At 63.0% G+C, this 20,063-nt stretch carries 23 protein-coding genes; 9 read left to right on the top strand and 14 right to left on the bottom strand.

Annotated features, from left to right (window positions below):
• Positions 1 to 82 precede the first annotated feature (82 nt).
• The 3 genes from FJ959_RS00315 to FJ959_RS00325 are packed head-to-tail and all read right to left on the bottom strand — an operon-like array spanning position 83 to position 1,948.
• On the bottom strand, positions 83 to 382 hold the full coding sequence (locus tag FJ959_RS00315; protein WP_140500600.1) for a GNAT family N-acetyltransferase: 300 nt from the start codon (positions 380 to 382) through the stop codon (positions 83 to 85).
• Entirely contained in the window at positions 375 to 1,004 is a 630-nt protein-coding gene (locus tag FJ959_RS00320) for an alpha/beta hydrolase (protein WP_140627917.1), read from the bottom strand. Before FJ959_RS00320 ends, FJ959_RS00315 begins: the two co-directional genes overlap by 8 nt.
• On the bottom strand, positions 1,001 to 1,948 hold the full coding sequence (locus tag FJ959_RS00325; RefSeq protein WP_140627920.1) for a VOC family protein: 948 nt from the start codon (positions 1,946 to 1,948) through the stop codon (positions 1,001 to 1,003). The genes FJ959_RS00320 and FJ959_RS00325 overlap by 4 nt, the downstream gene beginning before the upstream one ends.
• Positions 1,949 to 2,169: 221 nt before the next feature.
• Here FJ959_RS00325 and FJ959_RS00330 point away from each other — a divergent pair, with 221 nt between their 5' ends.
• Entirely contained in the window at positions 2,170 to 3,735 is a 1,566-nt protein-coding gene (locus FJ959_RS00330; protein ID WP_140627923.1) for an alkaline phosphatase family protein, read from the top strand.
• Positions 3,736 to 3,797: 62 nt separating this feature from the next.
• Here FJ959_RS00330 and FJ959_RS00335 read toward each other — a convergent pair whose 3' ends face one another.
• Positions 3,798 to 5,108 (bottom strand): PRC-barrel domain-containing protein, encoded by a 1,311-nt coding sequence (locus tag FJ959_RS00335; RefSeq protein ID WP_140517892.1) that lies wholly within the window; start codon positions 5,106 to 5,108, stop codon positions 3,798 to 3,800.
• 276 nt (positions 5,109 to 5,384) lie between these two features.
• On the opposite strand from FJ959_RS00335, the gene FJ959_RS00340 reads away from it, so the two are divergent.
• Positions 5,385 to 6,305 (top strand): diacylglycerol kinase family protein, encoded by a 921-nt coding sequence (locus FJ959_RS00340; RefSeq protein ID WP_140500595.1) that lies wholly within the window; start codon positions 5,385 to 5,387, stop codon positions 6,303 to 6,305.
• 29 nt (positions 6,306 to 6,334) lie between these two features.
• Here the strand turns inward: FJ959_RS00340 and FJ959_RS31500 are convergent, their stop codons facing one another.
• A complete protein-coding gene (locus FJ959_RS31500) occupies positions 6,335 to 6,508 on the bottom strand; it encodes a hypothetical protein (RefSeq protein WP_181165417.1) in 174 nt (57 codons plus the stop codon).
• Between the two features lie 158 nt (positions 6,509 to 6,666).
• Between FJ959_RS31500 and FJ959_RS00345 the strand changes: the two genes are divergently transcribed.
• Positions 6,667 to 8,199, top strand: a complete 1,533-nt coding sequence (locus tag FJ959_RS00345; protein WP_224704190.1) for an HWE histidine kinase domain-containing protein — start codon at positions 6,667 to 6,669, stop codon at positions 8,197 to 8,199.
• A gap of 43 nt (positions 8,200 to 8,242) precedes the next feature.
• Here FJ959_RS00345 and FJ959_RS00350 read toward each other — a convergent pair whose 3' ends face one another.
• From FJ959_RS00350 to FJ959_RS00360, 3 genes are all read right to left on the bottom strand, one after another.
• Positions 8,243 to 8,707, bottom strand: a complete 465-nt coding sequence (locus FJ959_RS00350) for a hypothetical protein (protein WP_140500594.1) — start codon at positions 8,705 to 8,707, stop codon at positions 8,243 to 8,245.
• A gap of 10 nt (positions 8,708 to 8,717) precedes the next feature.
• On the bottom strand, positions 8,718 to 9,044 hold the full coding sequence (locus FJ959_RS00355; protein ID WP_140517891.1) for a DUF883 family protein: 327 nt from the start codon (positions 9,042 to 9,044) through the stop codon (positions 8,718 to 8,720).
• A gap of 193 nt (positions 9,045 to 9,237) precedes the next feature.
• Complete coding sequence (locus FJ959_RS00360) at positions 9,238 to 9,999, bottom strand: Crp/Fnr family transcriptional regulator (RefSeq protein WP_140525472.1); 762 nt, start codon at positions 9,997 to 9,999, stop codon at positions 9,238 to 9,240.
• 44 nt (positions 10,000 to 10,043) lie between these two features.
• Here FJ959_RS00360 and FJ959_RS00365 point away from each other — a divergent pair, with 44 nt between their 5' ends.
• Entirely contained in the window at positions 10,044 to 10,493 is a 450-nt protein-coding gene (locus FJ959_RS00365; protein ID WP_140500637.1) for a response regulator, read from the top strand.
• Positions 10,494 to 10,565: 72 nt separating this feature from the next.
• Here FJ959_RS00365 and FJ959_RS00370 read toward each other — a convergent pair whose 3' ends face one another.
• Positions 10,566 to 11,117, bottom strand: coding sequence for an RNA polymerase sigma factor (locus FJ959_RS00370; RefSeq protein WP_140500591.1), 552 nt, complete (start codon positions 11,115 to 11,117; stop codon positions 10,566 to 10,568).
• Between the two features lie 3 nt (positions 11,118 to 11,120).
• Positions 11,121 to 11,324 carry a NepR family anti-sigma factor gene (locus FJ959_RS00375; RefSeq protein WP_181165418.1) on the bottom strand — a complete coding sequence of 68 codons (204 nt, stop codon included), beginning with the start codon at positions 11,322 to 11,324 and terminating at the stop codon, positions 11,121 to 11,123.
• Positions 11,325 to 11,543: 219 nt separating this feature from the next.
• Here FJ959_RS00375 and FJ959_RS00380 point away from each other — a divergent pair, with 219 nt between their 5' ends.
• The 5 genes from FJ959_RS00380 to FJ959_RS00395 all read left to right on the top strand — a co-directional run bounded on the left by FJ959_RS00380 (position 11,544) and on the right by FJ959_RS00395 (position 14,627).
• The gene (locus FJ959_RS00380) at positions 11,544 to 12,338 is read left to right on the top strand and encodes a response regulator (protein WP_140500589.1); all 795 of its coding nucleotides are present in this window, start codon (positions 11,544 to 11,546) and stop codon (positions 12,336 to 12,338) included.
• 183 nt (positions 12,339 to 12,521) lie between these two features.
• Entirely contained in the window at positions 12,522 to 12,686 is a 165-nt protein-coding gene (locus tag FJ959_RS00385; RefSeq protein ID WP_006203859.1) for a DUF1328 domain-containing protein, read from the top strand.
• A 178-nt stretch (positions 12,687 to 12,864) separates the two neighbouring features.
• Positions 12,865 to 13,899, top strand: coding sequence for a PAS domain-containing sensor histidine kinase (locus FJ959_RS00390; protein ID WP_140500587.1), 1,035 nt, complete (start codon positions 12,865 to 12,867; stop codon positions 13,897 to 13,899).
• Between the two features lie 129 nt (positions 13,900 to 14,028).
• The gene (locus tag FJ959_RS31505; RefSeq protein WP_181167424.1) at positions 14,029 to 14,199 is read left to right on the top strand and encodes a hypothetical protein; all 171 of its coding nucleotides are present in this window, start codon (positions 14,029 to 14,031) and stop codon (positions 14,197 to 14,199) included.
• A 182-nt stretch (positions 14,200 to 14,381) separates the two neighbouring features.
• Positions 14,382 to 14,627, top strand: coding sequence for a YMGG-like glycine zipper-containing protein (locus FJ959_RS00395; RefSeq protein WP_140500585.1), 246 nt, complete (start codon positions 14,382 to 14,384; stop codon positions 14,625 to 14,627).
• 202 nt (positions 14,628 to 14,829) lie between these two features.
• Here the strand turns inward: FJ959_RS00395 and FJ959_RS00400 are convergent, their stop codons facing one another.
• From FJ959_RS00400 to xylF, 4 genes are all read right to left on the bottom strand, one after another.
• A complete protein-coding gene (locus FJ959_RS00400) occupies positions 14,830 to 16,452 on the bottom strand; it encodes a CHASE domain-containing protein (protein ID WP_140500584.1) in 1,623 nt (540 codons plus the stop codon).
• Positions 16,453 to 16,588: 136 nt separating this feature from the next.
• Positions 16,589 to 17,389 carry an ATP-binding cassette domain-containing protein gene (locus FJ959_RS00405; protein WP_140500582.1) on the bottom strand — a complete coding sequence of 267 codons (801 nt, stop codon included), beginning with the start codon at positions 17,387 to 17,389 and terminating at the stop codon, positions 16,589 to 16,591.
• Positions 17,390 to 17,404: 15 nt separating this feature from the next.
• Positions 17,405 to 18,757 (bottom strand): sugar ABC transporter permease, encoded by a 1,353-nt coding sequence (locus FJ959_RS00410; protein WP_140500580.1) that lies wholly within the window; start codon positions 18,755 to 18,757, stop codon positions 17,405 to 17,407.
• A gap of 142 nt (positions 18,758 to 18,899) precedes the next feature.
• Positions 18,900 to 19,940, bottom strand: a complete 1,041-nt coding sequence (gene xylF, locus FJ959_RS00415; RefSeq protein ID WP_140500579.1) for a D-xylose ABC transporter substrate-binding protein — start codon at positions 19,938 to 19,940, stop codon at positions 18,900 to 18,902.
• Positions 19,941 to 20,063 lie beyond the last annotated feature (123 nt).

Below are 20,063 nucleotides of genomic sequence, written 5' to 3' on the forward strand. Positions count from 1 at the left end.
GAGCGTGCAAATGCCAAAGCCGTGCTGGCCTATCACACTGTTTTACTCCCGCGGGTCCCGACTGGCAAAGCGCCGGCTGATCCTACCCCTTCAGCACGTCGGCCCACTCCGGATGACGGCGGAACTGGGCGTTGGCGAAGGGACAGAGCGGGATGATCTTCTTGCCCGCCGCGCGCGCATCCTCGACGGCGCGGGTGACGAGCCGAAGCCCGGCACCCTGGCCGCGAAACGCGTCGGGCACTTCGGTGTGGTCGATGATGATCTGGTGCTCGCCGATCCTGGTGAAGGTCATCTCCGCCTCGGCGCCGCCCGGACCACGCAGCACGTAGCGGCCCTTGGAACCACGATCTTCGAGTTCGATCTCCGGCAGTTGGTCAGGCATCACTTACTCCTTGGGCCACGCCGGCAAGGAGCTGCCGCGCCGCCTCGATTTCGTTCGGCCGCACATCGTGCCCGCCTTCATGCCACTCCACTGTGACATCGGCGCCATCGGCGCGCAAATAGGCTTCGAGCCGCGAAGTCAGGTTCGGCGGACAGATCGGATCCCGCCTGCCGGCGGTCACCAGAATGCGGCGCCCGGCAAGACTCCCGTTCACCGCCGGTTCGAACGGGATCAGCGGGTGCATCAGCACTGCCGCGTCGAACAGGTCAGGGGCTTCGAACAGCAGCGACGCCAGGATGTTGGCGCCGTTGGAATAGCCGAGAGCGTAGACCGCCGACGGTTTTGCCGCTGCTATCTGCGCCTTGACGAAGCCCGCCATCTTCCTAGTCGCGCGCGCCAGGTCCTGCATGTCATAGACGCCCTCGCCGGTGCGACGGAAAAAGCGCGCAGCGCCTTGTTCAGACACATCGCCGCGTGGCGAGATGATGGTTGCCTGGGGCGCGAGATCGCGCCCCAGCGAGACGAGCTGGCCCTCGTCGCCTCCGGTGCCATGGAAGACGAAGAGCAGCGGACCGCCCGGCGAACCGGGCAGCACCTTGTGGATGTAGCTGTCTGTGCTCATGACCCCGCCCCCCAGTCTTCCAGCTTCTGCAGATGCTGTTCGAGATAGGGCCGCAGGTGTTGATGCTGCGCCGGCAGCTTCAAAGCTTCACCGAGATGGGCGGTGTCCTCGTCGCGGTCGAAGCCCGGCTCGTTGGTGGCGACTTCGAACAGAACGCCGCCCGGCGTGCGGAAATAGATCGCCCAGAAGTAATCGCGGTCGATCACTGGCGTCACCTGGTAGCCGGTATCCATCAGCGCCTTGCGCACTTCGAGCTGCCTGGCTCGATCCTCGACGGCGAAAGCGACGTGATGGACCGAGCCCGCGCCGAGATCGGCAAAGGCGGCACCGGGTAGCGATTCGATGTCGACGACGTCGGCGCCATTGCCGTTCCTGATCGCCAGCCGCCGGACATTGCCGGATTTGTCGACCTCCTCATAGCCCATGAACTTCAAGAGTTCCTCGGTGGCGCCGCCATCCTTCAGGCGCAGCGACACGGAGTGAAAGCCGCGGATCGCCTCGTCGGCGGGGATGCCGCCCTTCGCCCATGGCGCGCGCGTGTCGGCCCTGTCCTCGACGAGCGCGAAACCGTCGCCGTCCGGTCCGGCGAAGGCCAGACGCTTCTCGCCAAAGGTCTCTTCGCGCGACAGGCCGGCGATACCTTCCTCGGCGAAGCGCCTTTCCCAATAGGCGAGCGTGCCTTCCGGCACCGAATAGGCGGTGGTGCCGACTTCGCCGACGCCGTGACGGCCCTTGCCGATATTGGGAAACGGAAAATAGGTCATCACCGAACCCGGCGTGCCGAGCTCGTCGGCATAGTAGAGGTGGTAGACGTCGGGCGCGTCGAAATTGACCGTTTTCTTGACCCGGCGCAGGCCAAGCTTCCCAGTGAAGAACTCATTGTTCTGGCGGGCATCGCTGGCCATCGAGGTGACGTGATGCAAACCCTTGATCTGATCGAGCATGAGTGCTGCTCCCTTGTTCTGTTGCGGCCCCTGCCGCTGTCCTCGCCAATATGAGCATCGGCCTGTTCCCGTCAAAGGCGACAAAGACGGGATGGACTGTACTCTGGAAGTGAACAATCGAAAGCAGTTTGTTCACCGATCCACCAGCAGCCCAGGCTTGCGCCGGGGCGGGATTTCGGTTCCATGAGCGACGCTCGCACATTAGCCAAGGATTATCGCCAGTGACCGGAAAAGGCAGGCGTCCGAACGTTCTCCTGATCACCTGCGACCAATGGCGCGGCGATTGCCTTTCGGCGGCCGGCCATCCCCTGGTGAAGACGCCGAATGCCGACGCATTGGCAGCGGAAGGCGTATTGTTCAAGCGGCACTATGGCGGCGCGGCACCCTGCTCGCCGGCCCGTGCCTGCCTCTATACCGGGCTCTACCAGATGAATAACCGGGTTTGCCGCAACGGCACGCCGCTCGATGCCCGTCACGGCAATATGGCGCTTTCGGCGCGCGCGCTGGGCTACGATCCGACGCTGTTCGGCTACACCGACGTATCGCTGGATCCGCGCCGGCTCGCTCCGGCTGATCCGCGGCTGCGAAGCTATGAAGGCGTGCTTCCTGGTTTCACGGTGCGCCAATTGCTGCCAGAGCATCAGAAGCAGTGGCTGTCATGGCTGGGAATGCAGGGCATCGATACCGACGCCGGCTCCCCCGCGATCCATCGACCGGCGAACGGGGCAGGCGACGCCGGCTCCGTGACGACTGCGCCGCCCGTCTATTCGAAGGAGCAGACGCCGACGGCTTTTCTTGCCGGCGAATTCATCCGATGGCTGGGCGAACAGGAGCATGCCGCGCCCTGGTTCGCGCATCTCTCTTTCCTCAGCCCACATCCGCCCTTCATCGCGCCTGCACCATACGACGCGATGTACGACCCCGCCGACGGCCCCGGCTTTCGCCGCGCGGCAGGCTGGCAGAAAGAGGCGGACAGCCATCCCTATCTCGCCTACGATTTCGGCAGGCAGAAAAAGCACAAGTTTCGACCTGGCGCCGCAGGCAGCGTACATGACTGGAGCGAGGATGATTTCCGCCGCATCCGCGCGATCTATTACGGCATGATCTCGGAAGTCGATGCGCAGCTCGGCCGTATCTGGCAGGCGGTCAAGACGGCGGGCGCGTGGGACGACACGATCGTTGTGCTTACCTCCGACCATGCCGAGATGATGGGCGACCATTTCATGCTGGGCAAAGGCGGCTTCTTCGACGCTAGCTATCATATCCCCCTGGTCATCCGCGACCCGCGTCACGGCCACACCGCAGGCGTGGCCGTCGACCGCTTTACCGAGGCGGTGGACATATTGCCGACCTTGCTCGACCTGCTGGGCGGCGAACCGGCGCCGCATCTCGACGGTCACTCGCTGCGGCCGTTCATCGTCGGCGAGGAGCCGTCGGACTGGCGCGACGCCGCGCATTGGGAATTCGATTTTCGTTCGATCGCGGAAGGCGAAGCCGAACGGCATTTCGGCCATGCCTCGCGCCAGTGCAATCTCGCCGTGATCCGCACGGAAAAATTCAAATATGTGCATTTCGGCGGCGGCCTGCCGCCCTTGCTGTTCGACCTGGAGAAGGATCCCGCCGAGCTCGCCAATCTCGCCGCCGATCCCGCCTATCTCCCGACCAGGCTCGAGTTCGCCGAACGGCTGCTTGCCTGGCGGGCCGAACATCTCGACCAGTCGCTGGCGCTGGCGGAGCTGACCAGGGATGGCGTTGTGGGCTATGTAAGTAGGGCAGTAGGGGAATAGGGAATCCCTACTGCCCTACTGCCCTACTGCCCTACTGCCCTACTGCCCTACTGCCGTTGTTGCTATCTCACGATCATCCGCTGCTGCTCGCGGTTCTGCGCATAGCTGCCTTTGTCATAGGCGGCCTGGGCCTCGAGCTGCTCCTTGGTGAAGGTCGTGTAGAGATATTTGTTACCGTCCTTGTCGGTCATGAATTTCAAGTTGTCCATGCCGACGGCGACTTCCTTCTCGCCGACGCCGAGGAAACCGCCGACATCCACGATGACCGCGTCGGTCTTGTTGTCGGGCGTCAGCACGACATCGCCGATCTCGCCGACCTTGACGTCGTTGGCGCCATAAACTGTGGTACCCTTGAGATCGTCGCCCCTGACCTCGCCGACAGGCATTTCGGTCAGTTTGGATTTGTCGATCGCTGCGGTCTTCGTCTGGTCGGGAGCGGTCGCATCAGGCGTGGAGGCGGACGGGGCCTGCGCCGTCTTGTCCATCGGAGCCGTATTGGTTGTCGGCGCGACGGCCGGGGTGGACGCAGCAGGTGCGTTCGATGCCGTCGTGACCGGAGCCGGATCATAAGCCTTGCGGTTGAAGTCCGGCAATGCCTGCAGCTCTTCCTTGGTGGTTTGAGCCACCAGCCAGCGGTCGCCGTTTTTCTCGGCCCACTGGGCCTTGCCGAAATCATACGTGACGTTCTTCTCGCCGATGCCGAGGAAGCCGCCGACGCCGATGACCAGTGATTGCGCCTTGCCTTCCTTGGTCAGGACGATGTCGTTGACGTTGCCGATGTTCTGCGCATCGTCGCCGGTCCCGTTATAGACGCTCTCACCGATGATATTGGTGGCGAGATTGCCGTCGGCGCGCTTCACCGGTTCCGCCGGAGCCGCGTTCATGTCGACTGGCGCCTGGGCGGTATCGCTCGGCGCGGATGTGGACGGCGCCTGTGCGGCTGTCGATGCGGCCGGTGCCGGAGCATAGGGCTTGGTGTCGAACTCCGGCTGCGCCGTCAACTGGTCCTTGGTCGTCTGGGCGACCAGCCAGCGGTCGCCGTTTTTCTCGGCCCACTGCAGCTTGTCGTAATCGAACGCGACATTCTTCGTCCCGACGCCCAGAAAGCCCCCGACGCCGATGACTATGGATTTGGCCTGACCGTCCTTGTCGAAGACGATGTCGGTTACTTTGCCGATATTCTCGGCATTGTCGCCGGTGCCGTTATAAACCGATTCACCGATGATGTTGGTGGCGATGCTGCCCTCGGCGTGCACCACAGGAGCGGCGGGTTGCTCCGCGCCAGGCGCAGCCGGTGTCGGAGTTGTCTGCGCATGCGCGCCCGTCGCCACGAACATGGCAAGAGCAGTCGTGGCTAGAAGATTGCGGATCATGATGGTGTCTCCTCGTGCCTGATTTCATGCATGCCGCACCGGCCTCCGCCGTCACCGGCGACGGGCGAACGCGGCATTCGCCTGATCACAACGTCGTGACTGCGCCCATTGTTCCGACAAAAGCCAGGACGCATATTCTCCGCACACGCGGCCCGCAACTTGCGTGCTGCAAAGGGAAATTCGCCGCATCATCCGGAACCTTTTTGCCACTTGCGCCGTTCAGCCGACGGCTGGAGCTTCTCCGGCTCGGAGTTTTTTTGAGAACACGGAGGGGACATGCGGTTTGCGGCGGTGCTGAACCGGGACGGTGGCACCTTGCGCACCCTCGACCTGGATGGCTTTCGCGATCGCATGCGCGACCTGCTGGAGGCAGCAGGCCATTCCATCGATATCGACGTGGTTGCCGGCAAGGACATCGTGCCGGCATTGGACAACGCGGCTTCGCGTCGCGGCATCGACGTGGTTCTCGCCGGCGGCGGCGATGGCACGATATCGGCGGCGGCGGCGCGGCTGATGGGCAAGAAAAAGGCGCTGGCCATATTGCCCGCAGGCACCATGAACCTCTTCGCGCGCGGGCTCGGCATCCCGCAGACGCTCGATGCGGCTTTGCGATCCTTCGCCGATGGCGAGGTGATGGCGGTGGACATCGCCACCGCCAATGGCCGGCCTTTCGTGCATCAGTTCTCGATCGGCATGCACGCCAAGATGGTGCAGCTACGCCAGAACATGGAGTTCGGCTCCCGGCTGGGCAAGATGCGGGCATCCGCGAAAGCGGCTTGGCAGACGATCAAGAATCCGCCGGCGATGACGGTCACCCTGACCATTGGCGAGGCCGAGATCACGGCGCGAACCACCGGCGTCGGCGTCACCAACAACCTGTTTGGAGAGGGTCACCTGCCCTTTGCCGACAATCCGGCGGGCGGCGTGCTCGGCATTTATGTCACGGTCGCGCGGCAGCGCGCCGAACTGGTCAAGTTCTTCTTCAACGTCGCGCGTGGCAAATGGCGGGACAATGAACATGTCGAAATCCATCAGACAGAGCGGGCTGTGCTGAAGATCCGGTCGGCGGCCAGGAAATACCGCGCCGTCCTCGACGGTGAACTTATCAAGCTCGAGGACGAAATTACCATCGAAATCCACCCGGGCGCCTTGAACGTGCTGGTGCCGCGGCACGCCATGCGGGCAAAGGCGGCCTGATGCAGGGGCAGCCGACGAGGAACAGAAGACTAGCCGCTCGGAGCGCTGCCTTGTTCGGTGGTCGGGGATTTCGTGTACTCGCCGTAAATCTCGACGATGCCCCAAACGACAAAGGCCAGGAGAAGTCCCGCAATCAGGATCCGCAAGCCGTGCCAGCCCCAGTGTCCCTGACGCGCTTTGTTTTCAGGAATGGTCTTGGGCATAGCCGGCCTCGATGCGATGTGGACGCGTTGAGCGTCTCTGGCAAAACATCTTCGGGTAACGGTTCCTTGCTACGAAGGTTCCGCGTTTGGCCAAGCCCTTCGCCGGCAAGTCGGGAAGGCGAAGTCGGAGGGCTCGCGAGGAAGCGTCGGGGGCGCTGGTGAACAAGGCGGCGAAATTGGCGCCGGGCCTTCCGGCCGAAGTAATGCACGTCGTCAACGACGCCGGCCGGCTGGCCGTGCTGCACGGCTTGCAGGCGCTGGATACGATGACTGACGCCGACTTCGACGGCGTCAGCCGCCTTGCCGCGGCCGCCATGCGCGCACCGATCGCGCTGGTTACGCTCGTCGACGTCGAGCGGCAATGGTTCAAGTCGCGTGTCGGCCTGGACGAGATCGAGACCGCAACCGACATCTCCTTCTCCGCCCATGCGATTGCCGCGGGCGGCGAACTGATGGTGGTACCCGACGCGACCTTGGATCCGCGTTTTAAAGCCAACTCACTGGTCACGGGCAAGCATCACATCCGCTTCTTTGCGGGCGCGCCGGTGACCGTCGCCGGCGCCAGGATCGGAACGCTCTGCGTTTTCGACCGCAAGCCCCGTCCCTTTCCATCGCGCGTCAGGCTCGACCAGTTGAAGGCGCTGGCCGGCCTAGCCGCCAGCCTGTTCACGCTGAAGGATGCGACGCGCAGCGGCGCCATCGCCGAGGCGGCGCTGGTTCGCGAAGAAAAACGGCGCGCCATAGCGCTCGACGCGGCATCGCTTGCCAGCTGGGCCTGGGACATCCGCACCGACATGATCGAATGCGATGGTTTGCTGCCGGAATTGTTCAATCTGCCGCGATCGAACCGGTTGCGGGCGCGCGACATCCTGATGGCAATAGATCCACGCGACGTCTATCAAACCGAAACCCGCTTCCGCGACGCCTTGGCCGGCGGCGACGACTATTTCGGCGAGTACCGCGTGAAAGGCTTCCATCCACCCCGCTGGCTGGCGACGCGCGGCCGCGTCATCGAGCGCGATGGCGACGGCAAGCCGACGCTGATCTTCGGGGTCAATTACGACATATCCGAACGCAAGCTTGGGGAGGAAAGGCAAAGGCTGCTGCTTCGCGAACTCAATCATCGCGTCAAGAACACGCTGGCGACCGTTCAGGCGCTGGCGACGCAGACCGTGCGCCATGCCCGGCAGCCGAGCGCTTTCCTGGAAGCCTTCGGCGCCCGGCTCCAGGCACTCGGCATTGCCCATAATCTCCTGTCCGACCGGGAATGGCGCGGCATCGGCATCCATGAACTCATCCAGATCGAGGTGAGGCCCTTCGACACCGCCGAGCAACTGCGCATGACGATCACCGGTCCCGATCTGTTGCTGTCGCCGGACCAGGCAGTGGGGCTGGGCCTGATCTTGCACGAACTGGCCAGCAACGCCCTACAATATGGGTCGCTGTCGGCAACATCCGGCAAGGTCGATCTGAGCTGGAAGACACAAGGCAGAAAAAGCGACCGGCGCCTTGTCTTGACCTGGCGCGAAAGCGGCGGTCCTGCGGTTGCCCCGCCCGAGCGGCACGGTTTCGGCTCGATCCTGATCCGCCGCAGCCTGGCCAAGGTCATCTCCAGCGAAGTGGCGCACGAGTTCCGGCCGGAAGGCGTCTTTGCCGAAATATCCATGCCGCTGGAGGATCTCTCCAAGTGACCGGCCCAGCTTTAATCCGGACGCAGCCTTCATCCGGTCAGCCTCAATCAGGATCGCCGCCAGCCGGCCCGCCGGGACCTGGTTTCACGTTCTCGCGGTAGATGGCATAAGCCGCCAACGCCACGGCGGGACCGAGAATGGCCCCGAGGCCGCCCTTTCCCTTGAGCAGCGCCGGCAGAGCGGCCAGTGCGGCGGTGACCCCGATTGCGGTCATGTCCGCCTTGCGCCGTTCTGCCCGGCGCCGTGCGCGCGAGCCGGCCGAGAAGCGATAGATCAGCAAGATCAGGCCCGCGACGATCAGAAAGCCGACGCCGAAGCCCAACGCCGCCGCGAGCGGCCCATAGCGGTCCGCAGCCCATATATAGCCGGCCCCGATCAGGAAGCCGAGACCGCACAGCGCCGCGAGCGCGGCAAGCGCATAGACAATTGCAGCCGTGCGCGCGCGGCGCATGGCTGCAACGGTTTCGCCCGAAGCCAGGCCCGAGACAAGGGAAGCCAGCAATCCCATTTGAGCGGGACTAGCGGCGCGCCAGGAGCGCGAACAGGAAGCCAACGCCGGCGGCGATCGCCAATGAAGTCACCGGCTTCTCGCGCACGCTTGCCGCTATCTGCGCCTCTATATCCCTGGTGTTGCTGCGCAGGCTATCAAAGGCTGCCTCGCCTTGGGCGCGCAGATGCTCGACACCTTCGGCGGCGGCACGGCGGGCGGTGCCGTATCCATGCTCACCTGTCTTTGCCAGCTGCTTCGTCAGCTTGTCGATATCGGCCTTCAACTGCCTGATATCGGCTTCGAGGTCCGAGTTCGCCCGCGCTTCGCTTGCGTTCTTTCCTGCGGCAGCTGCCATCGCTTAACTCCCTGTGATTGCTTTGATTTCAACGCGCTGCATGTCTCAAGGTTCCGAGCCCCTCGGATAAACGGGCATGATCCCGCAAAGCGGGTGTCGGTTTGCCAAAAGATCACGCTCAATCCAATGGATAGAGGCCGTCCCGGTTCCATCGATCTGGACCCTAGCTCAAAACGGGGCCTCCTGCATCCGATCAGATCAGTGGCCGTCGTTCCTTGCCCAGCCCCTCCCAGCCGGCAAGCTGCTTCAACCCTTCATGATCGATGATCTCGCAGCCGCCATCGCGCCAAGCGATCAGCTTGCGATCCATCAGTTTGCGAATCGTCTTGTTGGTATGGACCAACGACAGCCCGAGCGTATCGGCGATGTGCTGCTGCGTGAACGCGATCCGGGTGAGCCGCCCGCCATTGAGGCCAACGGCCTTGGCCCGGCTGCCGATGAAGGCGATGAGATAGGCGGTGCGCTCGATCGCGCTGCGGCGGCCGACGCTGAGCAGGTTCTCATCCAGCATCCGCTCCTCGCGCGACGCGATCCAGGTGATGTCATAGGCCAGGCCCGGATGGTTGCGGAAAAGCTCATGCAGGGACTCCCGCTCGAACACGCAAAGCAGCATCGGCGACAAGGCTTCGACGGAATGCTGCATTTCGCCCATCACGCTGCCTTGCAGCCCGATGAGATCTCCAGGGATGGCGTAGTTGAGGATTTGACGGCGGCCATCCGACAACAGCTTGTAGCGGAAAGCCCAGCCCGACAGCACCGTGTAGAGATGAGTGCTGCGGCGTCCTTCCACCAGCACCGTTGCGCCCTTGTCGACCGCGAGCTCGCCTTTCTTCAATTTGTCGATGAAGGCCAGTTCCGATCTCTCGAATTTGCGGAAACCCGGCAGCGGCCGCAGCGGGCAATTCTCGCAATCATACCGGCGGCTGGAGGAAGCAAGGCCGTTCTGGATTGACATTTCGACCGCTCCTCGAGAACCGCGGGCTCAGCCGCTGCGGTGGCATGTCTTTTTTAAATGACAGCGCGTCAAATAGCGATCATGACTCGCTGCGTTTCAAGGAGCCATTGCCTGTGTCGCCTTTGCTTGACGGATTGCGCATTCTTGTCCTGGAAGATGAATTTCTCATCGCCATGGATGTCGAGCAGCTTTGCCGTGATCACGGCGCCGACGACGTAGTGCTTGTCCGCGACCTGGCCGAGATCGATGGTCGACAGGTTGCCACCCAATTCGATGCGGCGATCGTCGACCTCATGCTGGGGGGCACTCCGACTTTCGACTTTGCATCGCGCCTGCGTGAAACGGGCGTGCCCTTCGTCTTTGCCTCCGGTTATTCGGATGCGGACGAGATCAAGGTTGCCTTTCCAGGGATAAGGCTGGTCAGCAAACCTTATTCGGGCGAAGATCTTGTGGAAGCGGTGGCCCGGGCCTGCGGACGAGTCCCGCCCGCCTGACGACGTCGCGTCGCGTAAGAGTCAGAGCGGATGCGATGGCGATTCTGTCAGCCGTTTCGATGCGACGCTTTTTTAGTGCGCCGCCGTGCCCGTGACCTGTGCTGAGATCGCATCGGGACCGTACTCGTCTTCGCCGGAGATTTTCAGTATCTCCTGCAGGCGCGTGCGGGCTCGGCTGACGCGGCTCTTGATCGTCCCGACCGCGCAACCGCAAATCTCGGCCGCCTCCTCGTAAGAGAAGCCCGAGGCGCCGATGAGGATGATGGCCTCGCGCTGGTCTTCGGGCAGTTGCTCGAGCGCACCGCGGAAATCCTTGAGGTCGAGCTGGCCGTGCTGGGCGGGATGCACCGCAAGCCTGGCTGTCATGATGCCGTCGCTGTCCTGCACCTCGCGGCCGCGTTTGCGCATCTGCGAATAGAACTCGTTGCGCAGGATGGTGAAGAGCCATGCCTTCAGGTTGGTACCGGGCTGAAAGCTCTCATGCTTGTCCCAGGCCTTGACCAGCGTTTCCTGCACGAGGTCGTCGGCCTTGTCGGCATTCTGCGTCAGTGACACTGCGAAGGCACGCAAGCTCGGTATTGCCCCAAGCAGATCGGTCTTGAAGCCTTGTGAGACCGTTGCCATGCCTCAGTCCTTTTTCTGTGCGGGCTCGGCCCGCTCCAGTTGGCTGAGCAACTGCGCGAAACGATCCGGCACATCGTCGGAGACCAGCTCGTCGTAATACTGCTTGAGTTTGCGTCCGATTTCGGAATTCGGCCCGAGCGGGTCGCCCACGCCGTTCCGGCGCCTGATTGAGGCGCCAGTCAAGACATCTTTCGTCATTTCCTTCATTTCGCCCTTTAATCCAGCCCCATAGCCGCTCAACATAACTCAACACAACACAAGCGGCATCCTCGTCTGGTTGCCCATCCCCAATTCAAACGCCGTTCAGGCGTATTAGTTCCCGGGGCCGGAACTTTTTGCGAAAGCCCGCGTTTGTGTCGTTGGGGCTTGCAATGGGGCTTGACCTGCATTTTTAGTCAATCACGTCATCTGAGGGAGACGTCCGTCATGAGTTTATCCGCCACCATCGCTCCGCACCTGCCGTTCCTGCGCCGCTTCTCGCGTGCCGTATCGGGATCGCAGGAGAGCGGCGACGCGCTGGTTGCCGCGATGCTCGAGGCCATCATCGCCGATGTCGACATTTTTCCCGAGGCATCCAGCGACCGAATCGCGCTGTACAAGGTCTTCGCCAAACTGTTCACGTCCGTCGCCATCCGCGTTCCACAAGAACAGGCGCAATCGGCATGGGAACAGCGCGCCGCGGCCAATCTCAATGCGATCGCGCCGCTTCCCCGCCAGGCCTTCCTTCTGGTGGCCGTCGAGGGTTTCAGCGAGGATGAGGCGGCCGAAATTCTTGGCGTCGGCGAACAGGAATTCTCAGAACTGCTTGCCCAGGCGAGCAACGAGATTTCCCGTCAGGTGGCGACCGACGTGCTGATCATCGAGGACGAACCGCTGATCGCCATGGACATAGAGGAGATGGTCGAGAGCCTGGGCCATCGGGTCGTCGGCACCGCCCGCACCCATGCCGAAGCGGTGACGATGTTCGGCAAGACGCGGCCGAAGATGGTGCTCGCGGACATCCAACTCGCCGACGGCAGCTCGGGCATCGAGGCGGTGAACGAGATTCTGTCGTCGACTTCCGTGCCGGTGATCTTCATCACCGCCTTTCCCGAGCGTCTCCTGACCGGCGAGCGCCCCGAACCGGCTTTCCTGGTGACGAAGCCGTTCAACCCGGACATGGTCAAGGCGTTGATCAGCCAGGCTCTGTTCTTCGACCGGCAGGCGAAAGCAGCCGCATAGCCATGCGCAACTGAAGTCGCAAACGCGCGCAAAAGCAGGGCGCGACCAGCCGGAAGGTTCCGCTGGCCGCGCCTTGCTTTTCCGCGCCACGGTGGTGCGCGGGGGGATCGTCTTTTTCGGCAAAAAGTGGAACAAACCGCATCCACCCACGTTTTTCTCACATAGTTGGAAGGAGATGGAACCATGCTTTACTGGGCGCTCGTGTTTCTTGTCGTGGCAATCATCGCCGGCGCGCTTGGTTTCGGCGGCATTGCCGGTACATCTGCCGGGATAGCGCAGATATTGTTCTTCATCTTTCTCGCTTTCCTCATCATTTCGCTTCTCGCCGGCCTGTTCAGACGGGCCTGAGAGTTATCAGGCGAACACTGGAAGCCGCACCCCTCAAACGGTTTCCAGCCACCGCCGGGTGGTGTCCCACAAGGACGCCGCCCGGCGGACCGCTTTTGGGGCGTCTGGTTCCCGTAAAACCTGCCTTGGAACCCATTGGACGGTGAGCCGTTCAGCCTGAGTTGGGTGAACAGGTCGGATGCGTTCCAGGGCTCGAGATACCAAGAAGAACGAGCGGGGGGACGAGGTCATCGCCCTGCATCCCGCCGAAAGCGGCATGCAACTTGGCCGGGCGCTTCTCCACGCACTGCACAATGCCGGCATTTCCGTCCTCTACCAGGACCGCGACATGAAAACGGTCTGGGCGCGGAACATGCGTGCGCCCTGGGCCGCCGACAGCAGCGAGGGCGACGGCATCCTGCCGCCGGCACAGGCCGACCGCATTGGCGCTGCCAAGCGCAACGTCGTCGCAAGCGGCGATCCGCAGCGCCTCGAGATCGGCGTCCCGATGGAGGACGGCATGCGCTGGTTTCAGGTCTGGATCGACGCCGACCATGGCGAGGCCGGCGACGTGCAAGGTGTCGTCACCACCATGGTCGAGACGACCGAGCAGCGACGCCGCGAACAGACGCTGACGACGCTGTTGCGCGAAGTCACGCACCGCTCGAAGAATTTGCTGGCAATCATCCAGAGCATCGCCACCCAGACGGGACGCTATTCCGACAGCATCGGCGATTTCCTGACCCGCTTTCGCGGCCGGCTCCAGTCGCTGGCCTCCTCCCAGGATTTGGTAACCTCCTCCAACTGGCGCGGTGCTGCCCTTCGCGAACTCGTCGCCGGTCAGGTCGGCCGCTACGGGACGGACGCGTCGCACAGCCTTCGCTTCCGCGGCGCAAATCCTTACCTCAACCCCAACGCCGCGCTGCATATCGGCCTTGCGATGCATGAACTGGCCGTCAACTCGGTCAGCTATGGCGCCCTGTCGCGGCCGGAGGGCTTCGTCGAAGTGACCGCCGTCCTCGACACCGCCGCCGATGGCGGCATTGCCCTGTCGCTGACCTGGGCCGAAACCATAGGAACCGACAGCAACCAAGAGGGCAAAAAGCGCTTCGGCAGCGTCGCACTGGAACGCGTAGTGCCCTCTTCCCTGAACGGAACGGCGCGCCTCGAGATCGCGGATGGTCGCCTCGAATACCATCTCGTTGTTCCGCACGGCAATTTCGAGACGGAGTAGGCGACCGCCATTTTTTAACCGGCTGTTCACCATAGAAGCAGATGCTGTTTTTGCCAGATACCGATGGAACTGCCGAGCCGACGAGCATGCTTTCGAGGGCTTTGCCGCAGCATAGTGGGGAGGAGCGCCTTGACGGTCGCCGATATCAACAGACTCGAGCAGGCCGCTCGCATTTCGATGAGCGAATTCCAGGATCCCGAGACATCCACGGCATCGCCGGTTGCTCATGGCATCCTGCCCATCGTCGCTCCGGCGTTGGCCGCGGCAATTGTCCTGATCGCCCTGTCCCAGCTGGCCTGATCCCGCCCCCACGTTCGCGCGCGCACATCGCTCGGGTTTTTCGGCGGCCGAGGCATCGGAAAGCTGCGCCCAGAAAAAGACTCTCTTCACCAACAATAAATTGGAGCAGCAAAGGTCGTTTTTTCATGCTAAGTGACGGCTGGAGCTTATTAAAGTGAGGACACGAAGTGAGGAGTGACCCTATGCGGAAAATTCTTATTGCCATGGCTGCCGTGGTCGCCGTCAGCGGCTGTACCTCGACCGAGCAGGATGTCGTCGGCGGTGGCTTGATCGGCGCCGGCGTGGGCGGCTTGGTCGGCGGCGGCAAGGGCGCGCTGATCGGCGCGGCCGTCGGTGCCGGCTCCGGCCTGCTGGTCCGCAACCTGCGCAATGGATACTGCCAGTATCGCGATCATCGGGGTCGCATCTACACGGCTCGCTGCAACTAAGGCAATTCGGGCGGGAAAAGCGCGGAGCGGTTTTCCCGCCGGAATTGCGAGCAAGGAGCGGATCGGCGATCTATCGACGCTGAACCGCTCCGAGCAACTTGAATCGCGCGCTGCCGGGCTCATTCGCGAACCCGGCAGCGGCGCGGCAATTTATTGGCCGCCGCGTGAAGCCTGGAGCGATTCCGCCAAGGCCCGATGGCCTTCACGCCGGCAGCGGAATCCTGATTTCCACATTCAATCCGTCATCGCGATAATCGCGGTGGATCGTGCCACGCAGCTCACGCGTGACATTGAGGTCGATCAATTTGGTGCCGAAGCCGGTCGTGGCCGGGGCGTCGACCTTCTTCTGCCCGGTTTCCTGCCAGCTCAGAGCCAAGACCCGGTCACGCCCGCGCCCTTCGACCGACCATTCGATCCTGAGGGCGCCGACCGTATTGCCGGCCTCGCCATATTTCAGCGCATTCGTTGCCAGTTCATGGAAGGTGAGGCCCAGTGCCTGCGTCGTGGTTTCGTCAAGCAGCACCTCCGGCCCGGACAAAAGCTCTTCCGGCAGTTCCTTTCCGAACACCTGGCCAAGCTCGATGCGCAGGAGATCGCCGAGATCCGCCTTCTGCCAGCGCGAGCGCGTCAGCATGTCCTGGGACGCGGCCATTGCCTGCAGCCGGGCCGAGAACGATGCCGAGAACTCATTGACGTCGCTGGCACGTGACGCGGTCTGGCGCGCGATCGCCAGCACTCGCGTGATCGAATTCTTGATGCGATGCTTCATCTCCTGCAGCATCAAATCCTTTTCGAGCAGGCTCTTTTCCGTCGTCTCGTGCAGCAGCGACGCTGCCTCGTAGGCTCGCTCCTGATAGCGCGCGACGAGCGCGATGGCGCCGGCCAGCAGCAGCCCGAACAGGCCGAGCATGACCGGGATGGCCCGCGACGATGGTTGCGAGAAGGCGCTTGTCGGCCTGAACTGCACGGTCCACGGCCGGCCCGCCACGCTGATCTTGCGAGTAACCAGCAGCCTGTCGCCGAAGGCCGAGACGGGCGGCGTCTCCGACCGGAAAAGCAGATGATCGGGATCGACCGCGCCATCGTAGATTTCGGTGTTGACCGGCAGCAGCGGCGCGCGGCTGAGCGCGATCTGGAACAGCTCCCTGGCCCGGAAGGCCGCGTAGAGAAAGCCTACCGTCGAGGATCGCGATGCGTTTATGGCATCAGGTGCGGTCTCGACGTTGAGCCGCACGAAGACGAGAAAGCCGGTGAAGGTCTGTGCTGCACCCGTGTCCTGGCCGAGTTGCACCAGCCCGCTCGCGTGCTGCTGGTCATCTGCCATTGCCTTCTCGATTGCCGCGCGCCGCACGGGCTCGGTGAACATGTCATAGCCGATGCTGGCCTTGTTGGACGGATCGAGCGGCTCGAACAGCACAACGGGCGTCCGCCATGGCTGGGTGGTGTCCGGATAGATCGCACGCCTGGTGCCCTGGTCATGCAGCATGTCGCGCTCGACCGTCGCCTCGTCGCCTGCTTTCACCAGCCGGAGAAAGCCGATGCCGCGCAGGCCGGCGAAATTGGTATCGACATTGAGGGCATTGAAGAACGCTTTGAACTCGCTCTGCGAGATGTCGCCATTGCGGGCGTCGAACAAGGCTTGCGACGAGCGCAGCAGCGACAGCTGCAGGTCGATCCGGCTCTCGATACGGTTGAGCGCATCGTCCGCGGTCGCGTCGAACTTGATGCGAGCCGCCTCTTGCGTCGCGAAATAGGCGAACCCCGCCATTGTCATGCTGATCAGCGCAACGGCAACGAAAGCGACGATTGGAAAAAGCTTCTTCAACGGATAATGCGGCCTATCAGCATGTGAGCCCTTTATGGGCAAGTCGCCCGGTCAACACAATGGCAAGGCCAAGCCATCCCGCCGGCTGGCATATCACCTGATCGGCAGATCGGTAACGGGCTCAGGCCAGCAGGCTTCAGGCAGCGATCTTCAACGCGCCTGGTCCGGGAATGGCGCCAGGCGGACATTTGCCCAGGATGATCATGCCCAGCACCTCGTCCTGGGTCACATCGGTGGTGCGGGCAGTGCCGACGACCTGGCCGTTTTTCATGACGCACACCCGGTCGGCCAGTTCGAATACGTCGTGAATGTCATGGCTGATCAGGAAGATGCCGATGCCGTCGGACTTGAGCTGCCTGACCAGTTCCCCGACCTGGGCCGTTTCCTGCGGTCCAAGTGCTGCCGTCGGCTCGTCCATGATCAGGATGCGGGCGTTGAACAGGATCGCGCGTGCGATCGCCACCGACTGCCGCTGTCCGCCCGACAGCTTGATCACCGGCTCCTTGAAGCGCTGGAAGCGGGGATTGAGCCTGCCCATCACCTTGCGCGCCTCGGCCTCCATGGCGACATCATCGAGCGTGCCCCAGGCGGTCCTCAGCTCGCGGCCGAGGAACAGGTTGGCGGCGGCGTCGACATTGTCGGCGAGCGCCAGGGTCTGGTAGATCGTCTCGATGCCGTATTTCTTGGCATCGCGCGGGTTGGAGATCGAAGCCTCTTCGCCGTTGACGAAGATTTGGCCCGCGTCACGCTTGTAGGCGCCCGACAGGATCTTGATCAGTGTCGACTTGCCGGCGCCGTTATGGCCGAGCAGGGCCACGACCTCGCCGGGGAAAAGATCGATCGAAGCATCGTCGACGGCGCGAATGCCGCCGAACGCGATTGAGATGTTGCGCATGTCGACCAGCGGGTTGCCGGCGGGAGCGATCCTGTCAGCCATGATTGTCCTCCTCCCTCAAACGCGTTTGCGATAGACGGTGTCGAGCCACACCGCGATGACCAGCACGGCGCCGACGACGATGCTCTGCAGAGGCGAGTCGACGCCGAGCAGCACCATGCCGGATTGCAGCGACTGCATCAGAAGCGCGCCCAGCATGGCGCCGATGATCGTTCCCGAACCGCCGGCGAGCGACGTGCCACCGATGACGGCCGCCGCGATCACCAGCAATTCATCGAGCGTTCCGAGCACGTTGGTGGCCGAGTTCTGCCGGGCCGACGAGATCGCGGCGGCGATCGTGGCCAGCACGCCCATGATCATGAACACTTTCATCGTGATCCAGCGTGTATTGATGCCGGCGAGGTTGGCTGCTTCCGGATTGCCGCCAATGGCAAAGACATAGCGACCAAAACGGGTGCGTTTGGTGATGAAGGTCATGACCAGCCCGACGGCGATGGCCATCAGCACCGGTATGGCGATGCCGTGGGCGATGAACAGGCCGCCCTCGGGCACGGTTATGTTGTTGGCGGCTGCATATCTGTTCACGATGCCGACTGGCCACGGATAGGAATTGGCCAGCCAAACCGCGCCCATGATGACGGCGCAGGTCAGCACGCCGATCAGCGTCTCGGCCCAGATCGGACGCAGCGGGAAACGGAAGCGCTTGCGCTGTACCCGCCCGTTGAACAGCGCAAGCACCACCGCAAGGCAGGCGGCGATACCGACCACCCAGCTCCAGGTCGCGCCGATCGATCCGGCCGGGCCGCCGCCCATCAGCTGGAACGTCGCGTTGAGCGGCGCCACCGTCTGGCCGCTGGTAACCCACCATGCCGCACCGCGCCAGACCAGAAGCCCGCCCAGCGTCACGATAAAGGCCGGCACTTCGAGATAGGCGATGACAAAGCCCTGGAAGGCGCCGATCAACAGACCGAGCACCAGGCCGATGACCAGCGCCAGCACCCAGATCCATGGGTTGCCAAGCTCAAGCCCGACGAAGCGCACTAGGAAATGCACTTGGGCGAAGCCCATGACCATGCCGATCAACCCTTCGGCGGAACCGACGGACAGATCGATATTGCGCATGACGATGACCAGCACCATGCCGCAGGCCATGATGGCGACGGCCGAGGTCTGCACCGACAGGTTCCACAGATTGCGCGGCGTGAGAAAGGTACGGCTGTCGAAATCGAGCGGATTGACGCCGAGACGCAGGCTGGACAAGACATGCAACCCGATCCAGATCAGCAGCAGCGCGCCGATCATGCCGAGCATGCGCGTGTCGATCTCGGTCGCCTTAAGGAACCGGGCGACGGCGCCGAGTTCCGACGCACGCGCGGTGTCGGCCTGCGGGTTGGACGTCGTATCGGTCATGATTTTCTCCCACCGGCCTGCCCGTCCGATGCGGGATGCCGGAAGCCAGCCTAGAAGTTACCCGCCCGGGGCGGAAAAACAAATTTTCTTGAAAAAACGCCGCGGCTTGGCAGCCGCGGCGTTCATCGCATGAAATGGAAGATCAGTTGCAGGCCGCGACGCTGCCCGCCGCGACGCCGGCACAGACCTCGTCTTTCTTGATCCAGCCGGCGTCGATGACGACGTTGAGATTGTCCTTGGTGATCGCAACCGGGGTCAGGAACAGCGATTTGACGGTGTTCCCACCGGGCGTTGTGAAGTCCTTGACGCCGGCGATATCGGTCATCTTCTTGCCGTCGGCCAGCTGCGAGGCGATCTCGGCGGCATTCTTGCCGAGTTCACGCGCGTCCTTCCACACCGACACGGTCTGCGTGCCGAGCGCGATGCGGTTCAGCGCCGCGTGGTCGCCGTCCTGGCCCGAGACCGGAACGGTACCGGCCAGGCCTTGAGCCGTCAGCGCCGCGACGACGCCGCCGGCAGTGCCGTCATTGGCCGCGACGACCGCGTCGACCTTGTTGTCGTTGGCGGTCAGGAACTGCTCCATGTTCTTCTGCGCATTGGCCGGCAGCCAGCCATCCGTATAGGCTTCGCCGACATTCTTGATCTTGCCGCTGTCGATGGCGTCCTTGAGCACTTCCATGGAGCCCGAGAACAGGAAATCGGCATTCGGATCGGCACCCGAGCCCTTGATGAAGACGTAGTTGCCTTCCGGCTTCACCTTGAACACTTCGCGGGCCTGCATGCGGCCGACTTCCTTGTTGTCGAAGGTCAGATAGAAGACGTCCTTGTTCTCGATCAGGCGGTCATAGCCGACGACCGGAATGCCTTCGTCGAGCGCCTTCTGCACCGCCGGGCCGATGGCGGAGGCGTCCTGCGCCAGGATGATCAGCGAATTGGCGCCCTGGGAGATCAGGCTCTCGACGTCGGTGAGCTGCTTGCCGGGATTGGACTGGGCGTCGGCGGAAATATACTTGTCGCCGGCGGCTTCGATCGCCTTCTTCATGGCGGCCTCGTCGGTCTTCCAGCGCTCTTCCTGGAAGTTCGACCAGGAAACGCCGATGACCTTGTCCTTCGCCTGCGCGACCGACGCGAGCGTCAGCGACATGGCGACACCCGCCAGGATGGCGGCTGTGAATCTCTTCATCTTAATCCTCCCTGCGCCGCGTATGGCGCGACCAAACAGGCCCGTAGGCCGGCACAAAGGCTCTATTTTTTCGAGCCTCGAAAAAACACTGGTCCATCGTCGGAACGCTGTCAACGTCGATTC

This window comes from Mesorhizobium sp. B2-2-4 (genome assembly GCF_006442375.1).
In the GTDB taxonomy this organism is placed as follows: Bacteria; Pseudomonadota; Alphaproteobacteria; order Rhizobiales; family Rhizobiaceae; genus Mesorhizobium.